Origin of the sequence: Lactobacillus delbrueckii subsp. jakobsenii ZN7a-9 = DSM 26046, from assembly GCF_001888925.1 — a bacterium.
Classification (GTDB): domain Bacteria; phylum Bacillota; class Bacilli; order Lactobacillales; family Lactobacillaceae; genus Lactobacillus; species Lactobacillus delbrueckii.
The window spans coordinates 1,015,647-1,027,197 of the sequence record NZ_CP018218.1; the positions used below are offsets into that span (position 1 = coordinate 1,015,647).

An 11,551-nucleotide genomic window follows, 5' to 3' on the forward strand; every position below is an offset into this window, starting at 1 on the left:
TTTGAGAAATTTTGCCAAAAATACTCAATAGCTAATTAAAGTTTAGCATAATTAGAAAAGCAAGTATAGAAACATACTTGATCTAAGGAGGCAAAAAAGCCCAAGCCAGGACGAAGCGGGATGGCTTGGACTATTGAGCCTAGTAGATGACGATGGTGTCTTCATCCAGGGCAAATGGGTTTTCCTTGTTGATCCGGTCGTAGAAGAGGTGTCCGTTCAAGTGGTCGATTTCGTGGCCGGAGACGATGGCTGGGTAGCCCTTGAGGCGGATGGTCTTTTCCTCGCCGTCAACGGTCCAGTAGTGAACCGTAACCTTGTTTGGCCGCGGAACGTAGCCGTCGATGACCTTGTCAACGCTCAGGCAGCCTTCGCCTTCGCCCAGGCAGGTCTTGCGGACGGATTCAGAAATGATTTCCGGGTTAACGTAAACTTCCTTAAAGATGATTTCACCCTTGTCGTCCGGCACAAGCAGGGCAGCCATAGACACGCCCTCACCAACCTGCGGGGCAGCCAGACCGACCCCGGCGCGGAGCTGGTGCTTGGCGGCAATCTTTGGATCTTGTGAGTTTACCAGGTATTCCATCATGTCATCGGCCAGCTTGCGGTAGTGGTCTGACAAGGGAAAAGTCAATTTTTGCGCAACTTGCCGCAAAACGGGATCCCCGTCGCGGACAATATCTTTCATTAAGATCAATGTGGGTTCTCCTTTTAAAATAATCGCTAATATATTTTTACCACAAAAAGGCCTGCTATGGTTAAACATTCTCTGAAAAGCTTATGTAAACTAAAGCAAATTTGTTGACCAGGCCCAAGAGTGGTTGTACAATAGATGATTGTAAAAAAGTATAAATATTACTTCGGCCAGCCTGCTATCTAAGGCTAAAGGGAACTGTGCTTTTGTCACAGTTCTTTTTATGAGGAACGGGGAGGAAACATTTTTGGCAGATCAAAAGAGAAGAGAAAACATCAGAAACATCGCGATCATCGCGCACGTCGACCACGGTAAGACTACCCTGGTTAACCAGCTGCTTAAGCAGTCAGACACTTTACCAGAACACATGAACCTGGAAGACCGGGCAATGGACTCCAACGCCATTGAACGTGAACGTGGGATCACGATTCTGTCAAAGAACACCGCGGTCAGATACAAGGGTACGACCATCAACATCCTGGACACCCCAGGCCACGCCGACTTCGGTGGGGAAGTTGAACGGATCATGCACATGGTTGACGGTGTCCTGCTTCTGGTCGACGCTTACGAAGGCCCAATGCCGCAGACCCGCTTTGTTTTGCAAAAGGCGCTGGAAGCCGGCGTTAAGCCAGTTGTTGTCGTGAACAAGATCGACCGTCCTGGTTCCCGTCCAGCTGAAGTTCTGGATGAAGTTCTGGAACTCTTCATCGAACTTGGCGCCAACGACGAACAGCTTGAATTCCCAGTTGTTTACGCTTCTGCCTTGAATGGTACTTCCAGCTACTCAGACGACCCGGCTGACCAGGAAGAAACCATGGACCCGGTCTTCGATACGGTCATCAAGACCATTCCGGCTCCGCTTGACAACGAAGACGAACCTTTGCAGTTCCAAATTACCATGCTTGATTGGGACGACTACGTTGGCCGGATCGGCGTCGGTCGCGTTTACCGGGGCAAGATCAAGGTCGGCGACGAAGTTACTGTCATGAAGCTTGACGGCTCCAAGCAAAACTTCCGCGTGACCAAGCTTTTTGGTTACTTCGGTTTGAAGAGAAACGAAATCAAGGAAGCCAAGGCAGGCGACATTATCGCCATCAGTGGGATCAACGACATCTTCGTCGGTGAAACCATTGCTTCCAAGGAAAAACCAGAAGCCTTGCCAATTCTGCGGATTGACCCGCCGACTCTGCAAATGGACTTCGTGGCCAACGACTCACCATTTGCTGGCCGGGAAGGCAGCCAGGTTACTCCAGCCAAGCTGGAAGAACGGCTTTTGCGGCAAACCCGGACTGACGTTTCCCTGAAGGTTGAACCAACTGACCAATTAAACGCCTGGACTGTTTCAGGCCGTGGGGAACTGCACTTGTCCATCCTGGTTGAAGAAATGCGCCGGGAAGGCTTCGAACTGCAACTGTCCCGGCCAAAGGTTATCTACCGGGAAGTTGACGGGCAAATGTGCGAACCATATGAAGCTGTCCAAGTTGACGTGCCGGACGAATATGTCGGCTCAGTTATCGACGGCTTGTCCCAACGCAAGGGTGAAATGCAGAACATGGTTTCCAAGGGCAACGGCCAGACCCGGTTGGAATTCTCAGTTCCTTCCCGTGGCTTGATCGGCTACAACAACGAATTCATGTCCGCAACTGGTGGTTACGGGATCATGAACCACACTTTCAGCGAATACAAGCCAGTCGTTAAGAACTGGAACCCAGGCCGGCGCAACGGTGCTTTGGTTTCCATCAACCAGGGGCAGTCAACTACTTACTCCCTGCAGTCAGTTGAACAACGCGGCCAGCTCTTCATCGGTGCCGGCGTGCAAGTTTACGAAGGAATGATCGTTGGTGTATCTTCCCGTGACCGTGACATCGCTGTTAACGTAACCAAGGGCAAGAACCTAACCAACACCCGTGCTTCCGGTAAGGACCACGCTGCGGCCATCAGAACGCCAAAGACTTTGACTTTGGAAGAATCAATCGAATTCTTGAACGATGACGAATACTGTGAAGTAACTCCAGAAAGCCTGCGCCTGCGGAAGAAGATCTTGAACACTTCAGAACGGCAAAAGTTTGACAAGAAGAAGGCCAAGACCAACTAATTGTTAGTTTTTTGGTAAGTCTCTCCCCCCTACTTATAGGAGGAGGGGCTTTTTTGTTTTATAATGAAAAGCGACGATTATTTTTAGAAGGGGAAAAACGTGAAGAAAAATAAAGGTGCTGCCACAGCCGCCAAAATAAAAGAGACATTCCAATATTTCGACTACCGGATCTTCATCGTCTACTTGCTTTTAATGACGATCGGGGTGATCGCAGTCTATTCGGCCAGTTCAGAAATCCTGCTGATCCACGGCTTCAAGCCTACGGTTTACGGGCAAAAGCAGCTGCTCTACGCCTTTTTCGGGGTATTGATCTGCCTGGCCTGCTACAGCATCAACCTGGACTACTTAAGGCGGGGCAAGCTGCTCTTGTGGCTGCTGGTAATTGTGGCCGACTTATTGGTCTATGTCCGCCTCTTTGGCCAGGCGGTCAACGGGGCCAAGGGCTGGATCAACCTGGGCCCAATCAACATCCAGCCCTTAGAATTAGCCAAGCTGGTCTTGACTTTGTATCTGGCCTGGATGCTGGCTAAGGCCGACGGGCGGTTAGTACGCGGACATATCATCTCCCAGCTTTTGCCTACGGCAATCATCGCGGGTGTACTAATGATCCTGGTTTTGATCGAACCTGACTTCGGGGGGACAGCCATCCTTTTTTGCCTGGTCCTGATCATGTATTCAGTTTCCGGGATCCCGACCGGCTACATCCTCTTGAGTATCATCGGCATCACCGTTCTGGTGGTCGGGGGCTTAAGCTTGATCGTGGCCTGGAACCCGAGCTTCTTGCAGGATGTTTACGTCTACAAGCGTTTTATTGCCTTCCTGCACCCATTTAAGACGGCTGCCAATGAAGGGGCCCAGCTGGTCAATTCATATTATGCTATCCATAACGGGGGCCTTTTTGGCTTAGGCCTGGGCAACAGTATCCAGAAGCGGGGCTATCTGCCGGAACCTTACACCGACTTTATTTTGTCGATCATTGCCGAAGAAGTTGGCTCTCTTGGCGCATTAGTAGTCTTGGGCCTGCTTTTTTACCTGATGATTTTGATCATGGAGCGGGGGGTCAAGGCCCAGTCCCAGTACTCCGCCTTGATCTGCTTCGGGGTGACCGCGATTATCTTTTTCCAAACTTTATTTAATGTTGGCGCGGTCTTAGGCCTCATGCCGATCACCGGGGTGACTCTGCCCTTTATCTCTTACGGGGGTTCCTCACTCTGGGTCTTGTCGGCAGCGATCGGCCTGGTCTTAAATGTTACCGCGGAAGAAAAAATCAGACAGGAGGTGCAAGCAGAGGATGAGTATTAACCAAGAATTAGCTGATCAGGAGATTGCCAGCCGGACCAGCTTGATCGTTTATTTGCGTAATGTCAACAACGATCAGTTCAAGCTGCGCAGGTTCGGGGACATTGTTTATTTTTCCAAAAAGCTGCACTATTTGATTCTCTACGTCAACCAGGCAGAGGCGGAAGAAACGGCAAGCAAGCTGCGGACCTTCAGCTTTGTTAAGAAGGTTGAATTTTCCCAAAATGATGCCCTGGACCTGGACAACCAGAAGATTGAGCAGCAGATCAGTGACATGGCCAAGGAGGCCGAAGAGAAGTTAAATCAGACAGATAAAGAGGACTGGATTAAGTGAGAATTATTTCTGGAAAATACGCCAAACGGAACTTGTTTACCCTCAAGAGCCAGAAGACCCGGCCGACCAGCGACAAGGTCAAGGAATCCTTGTTCAATTCCCTGGGCCAGTTTTTTGCTGGAGGAGAGGTCCTGGACCTGTACGCGGGCAGCGGGGCTTTAGGGATTGAGGCAGTTTCCAGAGGCTGCGAGCGTGCGGTGCTGAACGACGTCAGCCGGCCGGCCTGCCAGATCATCAGGAAAAACGTGGACTTGACCAAGGAGCCGGACCGCTTTGAGGTCTTCACCATGCCGGCGAAAGTGGCCTTGAAGGTCTTCGCTGACCAGGAAAGGAAGTTTGACCTGGTCTTTTTGGACCCGCCATATGCCAAGCAGCAGATGGTCAAGGACATGACGGCTCTGGCTTCCCTGGATCTGCTTAAGCCGGGGGCAAAAATTGTCGTGGAAACTGATGAGCAGACAGACTTGCCGCCGGTTGCCGGCTTTGACCTTTTGAAAGACCACCATATGGGCAAGACGATCGTAAGAATTTACCAGAGGGCAGAATAGATGACAACAGCGTTGTTTCCGGGGAGTTTTGACCCCATTACCAACGGGCATATGGATACAATTGAGCAGGCGGCGAAGGTCTTTGACCGCCTCTTGGTCGTAGTGATGACCAACAGCGCAAAAAAGGCGCTTTTTACGCCGGATGAGCGGGTGGACTTGATCAAGGACGCGGTAAAAGAGCATGGCCTGGCCAATGTCGAGATCCTGGCCCGTCCGGGCCAGCTGACGGTGGACCTGGCCAAGGAATTAGGGGCCGGGGTTTTAGTCCGCGGGGTCCGCAACAGCAGCGATTTTCTCTATGAGCAGCAGATCGCCCAGTTGAACCGGGACCTGGCCCCGGACCTGCCGACTGTTTTGTTTATGGCTGAGGCGGCCAACAGTGCTTTGGCATCGAGCATGCTGAAGGAAATCGCTATGTTTGGCGGCGAGCTGGACCGCTTTTTGCCCAAAAAGGCTGCCAGAGCCTTGAAGGAGAAGCTGCAAAGTGAAAGTTAAGAAAGATGGACAAAGCAAGAAGTGGCGCCGGGCCCTGGTCGGCTTGTTTGCGGTTATCCTGCTGGCACTGGTCCTGCTCTTGCCAACCAAATACGTGATTGAGGCGCCCGGGGATGCCCTGCCGGTCGGCAATTATTTAAAGACGGCCGGGGTTAAGGCTAAAAATAACCTCTACTTCGTGACCGTGAGTGAGCGGAGGGCGGTTTTGGGCGATTATTTATGGTCCTTTACCCAGCCTTATGAAGACCGCCTGACCATGGATGAAGTGACCGGGGGATCAAGCACGGAGCAATATGAACAGCTGCAGGAATGGTACATGCAGACCAGCCAGCAGACGGCCATCTATTACGCGGCCAAGAAGGCCGGGCTTAAACCCAAGCTGAAATACCAGGGCGTATATGTGATGGACCTGCAGTCCAGCTCCAGTTTTAAAAAGAAGCTCTTGATCGGGGACACGATCGTAGCGGCTAATGGGCACAATTTCAAGTCTGTCCAGGGCTTTATGAGCTACCTGCAGAAGCAGAAGATCGGGCAGAAGGTGTCGATTACGGTTTTGCGGTCCGGGAAGAAGCAGACTTTTACCGGGAAAATCGTCAAGGTGAAAGGCACCGGCAAGCCGGGGATCGGGATTAGCATGGTGGAAAGGGTCAAGGTGGAAGTCAGCCCGAAGACGACGATTAGCACGGGCGACATTGGCGGCCCGTCAGCTGGTCTGATGTTCTCCCTGGCCTGCTACCAAAACTATACTGGCAAGGACTTGACCAAGGGCCACAAGGTAGCCGGGACGGGGACGATCGATGCAAACGGCAAGGTCGGCATTATCGGCGGCGTGGACAAGAAGGTCGTGGCCGCGGATAAAGAAGGGGCAGAAGTATTTTTCGCCCCAACTGACCAGACCGGGGTCAAGAAGTCCCAGACCAACTACGCGGTGGCCAAAAGAACGGCCAAGAAGCTGGGCACGAAGATGAAGATCGTGCCGGTGGCAACTTTTGATGATGCCTTGAAATACCTGCAAAAGCATTACAAGTAGAAAACTGAATAGTTAAGAAGAGAACCGGAGCCAGCCTCCGGTTCTTTTTTACCTCAATAAATTTTGTCTTTTTCTTTTATTTAGGAAAAAAGACCATTTTTGGCGTATTAGTTATTGAGGTGATAAAAATGAATCAGTCAAACGAAAGAACGGAAGGCAAGCAAAAGCTGCAGGACCTGCTTGCCTGGCTTATGGATAAGAAAATGTACATCGTAGTCGTCTTGCTGGCGGCCGGGGGCTTTTATTATGCCAACCGGCAGCCGGCTGCTGACAATTCTGCTCTTTTGTCCAGTAGCCAGAGCATGAGTGAAAACAGCGGGCAAAGCCTGCAAAGCTCTAGTGTCAGTTCGGTGGCTGCCAGCGCCAGCTCAGCGGCTTCTGCGGCAAACGCTGAAGTAGTCTGCGATATTTCAGGAGCGGTCAAGCACCAGGGGGTCTACCGGCTGAAAAACGGAGCCCGGCTGGAAGACTTGATTGAAAAGGCCGGGGGCTTGACCAAGGATGCCCAATTGCAGGCCATCAACCGCAGCCAGCTTTTAAAAGACCAAGACAAGATCTACATCCCCGGCAAGGGGGACAAGACGGAAGCGGCCCAGACCGCTAACTCTGCTGCAGCATCCGCTCCGGCTTCTTCTCATTCTGCATCAGCCTCAGCCTCATCAGTCTCTTCTTCAACTTCCGGGGCAGCTTCTGGTGACTTGATCAATTTGAACACTGCTACAGCCAGCGATCTGCAGAAGCTGAACGGGATCGGGGAGAAGAAGGCCGAGCAGATCATTGCCTACCGGCAGGAAAAAGGGTCTTTTAAGAGTATTGACGAGTTGAAAGAGGTGTCGGGAATTGGCGACAAGACCTTCGCGGCAATTAAGGACCAGCTTACAATCTAGCCTGCAAGCCGGCTTTTACTTTCTTTTGGCCTTGGCCAGCGTCAGCTTGTGCGGGATCTTCCAGTCGCAAAAATGGGGGAAGCTTTTTGCCCTGGCCGCCTTGTTCTACCTGCTCTTTTTGCTCAAGGATAAATATGGCGGTTTGTTTAAACTCGCCCTGGCCTTCTTGCTCTTATTGACTTTGGTCCTTGCTAAGGACCAGGTTAAGCCGGGTGAGCCGGCAGGCGACATCCGCCTGTACTCCGACCAGGTGAAAATTACCGACGGCTGGCTGAGCGGGCGGGGGCAGACGGCCACGCAGAAAGTGCAAGTTTACGGGCCGGCAAGCCGGGAGGCACTAGCCTTGCTGGAAAACGGACAAAGCATCGACTTAACTGAAGTTGGCGGCGCGGTCAGTGAAATAGAGCCAGCGACCAATTCCGGCCAGTTTGACTACCGCCGCTATTTGGCCAGCCAGCATGTCTACCGGCAGGTCAAGCTGGCTCATTATCAGGTTAAGCTGGCTCCGGCTAGTCTTCTTACCCGCCTGCATGGCCTCCGCTGGAAAATTCAAGCTTATCTGAAGCGCCTGCCCCGCCTATTGGCCTTTTTTGCCAGTGAACTGCTGCTAGCGGAAAATCCGGCTGGGGACAACCAAGCCAACTTGAATACCTACCGGGACCTGGGGGTTATCCATATCTTGAGCATTTCGGGGATGCATGTGGGCATTTATGTCTTTGCTCTGGCGGTTTTCGGCAGCTACCTGCACATGACCAAGGAGGAAGTTTTTGCCGCTTCCTGCGCTCTATTGACCTTTGAGGTCTTCTTGAGCGCGGGCCAGCCAGGTTTTATCCGGGCGACTCTTAGCTATGTTTTTTCAGCCGGATTAGCCTTTAAGAGCAGGAGGATCGGCCGGGCTGACCTGTTGGGCTTGACTTATTGCTGCCAGCAGCTTTTTACTCCCCGCCTTTTGCTGGAAACCGGCGGGATCTTGACTTATGTATTAGCCCTGGGCCTGGTCTTGACGGCGAAATTGCCAGACTGCAAGCAGGCTTTTTGGCTGAACGGCCTGCTGACGCCTTTTTTGCTCTATTTTTTCTACCAGGTCAATGTCTGCACGATTTTTTACAATATTTTAGTCGTGCCCTATTTCAACTATATCGTCATGCCCATGACCGGCCTGGCCTTGCTGGCTCCGCCGGGTCTAGCGGCTTTTTTTGAAAAAATCCTGGAGGCGGCGGAAGGGATGCTGGCTAATGTGGCGAAAACCGGCTTTGGCCAGCTGATCTATGGCCAGGTCAAGGCCTGGCAGCTGGCCCTGCTTTTTGTCTTAACCTTCCTGTATCTCATCACGCGGAAAAAGAAATACCGCCATATTCTGGCGGCGGTCTATCTCTTAATTTTTGTCAGCATCCACTTTCCCTTGGAAGGGCAGGTCTCTTTTATTGATGTGGGTCAGGGCGACAGCATTCTTTTAACGACGCCCATCCGCCGCCAGGTCTACTTGATCGATACCGGGGGCAAGCTGACTTTTGGTAAAAAGAAACAGAGCCAGCCCCAGATCGACCGGATTACCATTCCTTTGCTTAAAGCCCAGGGAATCAGCCAGATCGACGGGGTCTTCGTCAGCCACCAGGATGCTGACCATGTTGGCGACCTGGGCCCCCTGCTCGAGGAAATGCCGGTTAAGCGCCTCTATATGGGAGCAGGTCTTATTCAAAATCCGAGCTTTAGGGCCAGGATAGCCGGCCGGGTAGAGAAGACCAAGCTGGTTGAGCTGAAGGCAGGGATGGAGGTGAAAGAAGCAATCAACTTCCAGGTTCTTCACCCGGAAGTAGCGGGAAAAGGGGAAAACAAGGACTCTTTGTCGCTTACTTGCCGCCTGGCTGGGAAAAGCTGGGCTTTTACTGGGGACCTGGACCAGGCAGGTGAGGAGGCAATCATTAAGAAGTTTCCCGATTTGAAAATTGACTACTTCAAACTTGGCCACCACGGCAGCGATACTTCTTCTTCAACTGTCTTTTTGCGGGCAATCCAGCCAAAATTAGTCTTTATCTCCGCTGGCCGGAACAACCGCTACCACCACCCCAAGCCGGAAACCTTAGCCAAATTGCACCAGCTGGGGATTCCTTATCTCAATACCCAAACGGAAGGGATGATCAGCTGGCATTACGGTATCAGGGAATACTTTAGCAGTTTTCTGGAAGGGCGGCGGGTGTGTTATCATTATTAAAGAGTTTACTTTTAGAGGGAGGAAAGCGGCTTGCCAAATTTGATATCCCTGTTTCCTAACAGCCAGGCGGGAAACCCGAATGTCCTGCTGCAGGGACCGGACGCTTTTTTAAATGACTATTTGGCCCATAACTATCTCCAGCAGGCAGCCTTTCAAGGCCTGGAGAAGGTGACGGTTGACTGTGAGAGTGACCCGCTGGACGACTTGATCGCGGCCTTGGCGGAAGCCAGCCTTTTCAGCCAGCAAAAATTAGTCTTAGTCAAGAACCCCATCTTTTTGACGGGAAAGTTCCCGGTCAAGTACAAGCAGCAAGGGGACCGGCTGCTGGAAATCTTCAGTCACCTGGACCAGATCGACGACGTGATCGTTTTAGTCGCCAGCTATGAGAAGCTGGACCGGCGCAAGAAACTGACCAAGCAGGTGGAAAAGAGCTTCAATACGGTCTCAACCGCGGTCAAAAGCTATGAAAGCGGCCGGGTTATGCAGGCCTTGGTCAAGGCTGAAGGCTACCGTTTTGCCGGCGGGGCCCTGGACTTGCTCATGGAGAGAAGTGACCAGGTCCTGGACGCGGCCCTGGGCAATTACAACAAGCTGAAGGCGATCAGCGACGGCCAGGAAATCAGCCGGGACCTGGTGGACCGGAATATCGATCTCAGCTTAGACCAGAACGTTTTTGCTATTCTAGAGGCTGCCTTAAGAGGGGACTACCAAGAGGCAATCGACCGCCTGGACGGGCAGCTGCGGGAGGGGACTTATCCCTTGCAGCTGGTCGCGGTCTTTTTCAGCCAGGTTGAATTTTTGCTCTGCGTGAAGGTGATGGGACAGAGAAGGCGGAGTGAAAGCGAGATTGCCAAGGAATTGTCCGCCCACCCTTACCGGGTTAAGACAGCCTTGAAGTCCAGGGCGAAGGTCGGCCAGCTGAAGAAAATGCTGGGCCAGCTGATCCAGCTGGACTACCGCTACAAGAGCGGGGTCTACCAGGGCAGCCGCTTTTTAAAGGCTTTTATCCTGACCTGCTAGGCAAAAAGAGAAAAAATAGGGAGCAGAAAAAGACAAAAGAAAAAGAGCGGGAAACGGATTGTTTCTCGCTCTTTTGTTGATTGCTAGTTTAATTACTTAGCAAGCTTAGCCAAACGACTCTTGTCACGGTTAGCCTTGTTCTTGTGGATCAAGCCCTTTGAAGCAGCCTTGTCCAATTCACGGATAGCAGCAACGTATAATTCGGAGGCGTTGTCCGCACCAGCAGCTTGAGCAGCCTTAAACTTCTTAACGGCAGTTCTCATAGTGCTGAGTTGAGCAGCATTGCGTTCGTTAGCAACAGCTTGAGTCTTAACACGCTTGATAGCAGATTTGATTTGTGGCATTAGGTTCACCTCCAATAACTGAATGAAATTCACTAAGTTATTATACTGAAAGCCAGCGCCAGATGCAAGAAGAAATTTTACTTGCTTTTTCCAAAAAATCGGGTATGATTATATTTGTTATGTGAACCCCGGGCGTTGTCTTTACGCTTCACCTAACGGCTGACGCTGTCCGGGGCAATTTTTCAAAAGAAAGGTGCAGAAACATGGCAGTTTCAAAAGAAAGAAAGAACGAAATCATCAAGGAATACGCAACTCACGAAGGCGACACTGGTTCCGTAGAAGTACAAGTTGCTGTTTTGACTGAAGACATCAACAACTTGACTCAACACATGCGTGAACACTCACACGACCACCACTCATACGTTGGTCTGTTGAAGAAGATCGGTCACCGTCGTAACTTGCTCCGCTACTTGCAAGAAAATGACTTGGAACGTTACCGTGCTTTGATCGCTCGTTTGGGTTTGCGTCGTTAATCAAAGACCTACCAAGAGGCTGGGATTTCCCGGCCTCTTTTCTATTTTCAGTTTTCTTTTCCTTTGCGGGCTTAGTGACTATCATGCTCATGCCCTTTATGTTAAAATTAAAAAGATTATAAG

12 protein-coding genes are annotated in these 11,551 nt (G+C 51.4%); 10 read left to right on the top strand and 2 right to left on the bottom strand.

Annotated features, from left to right (window positions below; genetic code table 11):
- Positions 1-139: 139 nt before the first annotated feature.
- Positions 140-694 carry a peptide deformylase gene (gene def, locus LJ046_RS05275; protein WP_002879096.1) on the bottom strand — a complete coding sequence of 185 codons (555 nt, stop codon included), beginning with the start codon at positions 692-694 and terminating at the stop codon, positions 140-142.
- Positions 695-914: 220 nt separating this feature from the next.
- Between def and typA the strand changes: the two genes are divergently transcribed.
- The 9 genes from typA (at position 915) to holA (ending at position 10,611) form a co-directional block, all read left to right on the top strand.
- Positions 915-2,786, top strand: a complete 1,872-nt coding sequence (gene typA, locus LJ046_RS05280) for a translational GTPase TypA (RefSeq protein WP_035176664.1) — start codon at positions 915-917, stop codon at positions 2,784-2,786.
- A gap of 99 nt (positions 2,787-2,885) precedes the next feature.
- Entirely contained in the window at positions 2,886-4,088 is a 1,203-nt protein-coding gene (locus LJ046_RS05285) for an FtsW/RodA/SpoVE family cell cycle protein (RefSeq protein ID WP_002879093.1), read from the top strand.
- Positions 4,078-4,419, top strand: coding sequence for a YlbG family protein (locus LJ046_RS05290; RefSeq protein WP_002879092.1), 342 nt, complete (start codon positions 4,078-4,080; stop codon positions 4,417-4,419). Before LJ046_RS05285 ends, LJ046_RS05290 begins: the two co-directional genes overlap by 11 nt.
- Entirely contained in the window at positions 4,416-4,967 is a 552-nt protein-coding gene (rsmD, locus tag LJ046_RS05295) for a 16S rRNA (guanine(966)-N(2))-methyltransferase RsmD (RefSeq protein WP_002879091.1), read from the top strand. Before LJ046_RS05290 ends, rsmD begins: the two co-directional genes overlap by 4 nt.
- A complete protein-coding gene (gene coaD, locus LJ046_RS05300) occupies positions 4,968-5,462 on the top strand; it encodes a pantetheine-phosphate adenylyltransferase (protein ID WP_002879090.1) in 495 nt (164 codons plus the stop codon).
- A complete protein-coding gene (locus tag LJ046_RS05305; protein ID WP_002879089.1) occupies positions 5,452-6,492 on the top strand; it encodes a SepM family pheromone-processing serine protease in 1,041 nt (346 codons plus the stop codon). Before coaD ends, LJ046_RS05305 begins: the two co-directional genes overlap by 11 nt.
- Positions 6,493-6,620: 128 nt before the next feature.
- On the top strand, positions 6,621-7,379 hold the full coding sequence (locus LJ046_RS05310) for a ComEA family DNA-binding protein (RefSeq protein WP_002879088.1): 759 nt from the start codon (positions 6,621-6,623) through the stop codon (positions 7,377-7,379).
- 25 nt (positions 7,380-7,404) lie between these two features.
- Entirely contained in the window at positions 7,405-9,591 is a 2,187-nt protein-coding gene (locus LJ046_RS05315) for a DNA internalization-related competence protein ComEC/Rec2 (RefSeq protein WP_002879087.1), read from the top strand.
- A gap of 30 nt (positions 9,592-9,621) precedes the next feature.
- Positions 9,622-10,611 (top strand): DNA polymerase III subunit delta, encoded by a 990-nt coding sequence (gene holA / locus LJ046_RS05320; RefSeq protein WP_002879086.1) that lies wholly within the window; start codon positions 9,622-9,624, stop codon positions 10,609-10,611.
- A 92-nt stretch (positions 10,612-10,703) separates the two neighbouring features.
- Here holA and rpsT read toward each other — a convergent pair whose 3' ends face one another.
- Positions 10,704-10,955, bottom strand: a complete 252-nt coding sequence (gene rpsT / locus LJ046_RS05325; RefSeq protein WP_002879085.1) for a 30S ribosomal protein S20 — start codon at positions 10,953-10,955, stop codon at positions 10,704-10,706.
- 203 nt (positions 10,956-11,158) lie between these two features.
- Between rpsT and rpsO the strand changes: the two genes are divergently transcribed.
- Positions 11,159-11,428: a 30S ribosomal protein S15 gene (rpsO, locus tag LJ046_RS05330; protein ID WP_002879084.1), complete on the top strand. Its 270-nt coding sequence runs from the start codon at positions 11,159-11,161 to the stop codon at positions 11,426-11,428.
- The last annotated feature ends 123 nt before the right edge of the window (positions 11,429-11,551 follow it).

Excerpts from the sequence above, each read along its gene's own strand:
- typA (WP_035176664.1), top strand. The coding sequence starts at position 915 with ATGAGGAACGGGGAGGAAACATTTTTGGCAGATCAAAAGAGAAGAGAA.
- LJ046_RS05290 (WP_002879092.1), top strand. The coding sequence starts at position 4,078 with ATGAGTATTAACCAAGAATTAGCTGATCAGGAGATTGCCAGCCGGACC.
- coaD (WP_002879090.1), top strand. The coding sequence starts at position 4,968 with ATGACAACAGCGTTGTTTCCGGGGAGTTTTGACCCCATTACCAACGGG.
- LJ046_RS05310 (WP_002879088.1), top strand. The coding sequence starts at position 6,621 with ATGAATCAGTCAAACGAAAGAACGGAAGGCAAGCAAAAGCTGCAGGAC.
- rpsT (WP_002879085.1), bottom strand. The coding sequence starts at position 10,955 with ATGCCACAAATCAAATCTGCTATCAAGCGTGTTAAGACTCAAGCTGTT.
- rpsO (WP_002879084.1), top strand. The coding sequence starts at position 11,159 with ATGGCAGTTTCAAAAGAAAGAAAGAACGAAATCATCAAGGAATACGCA.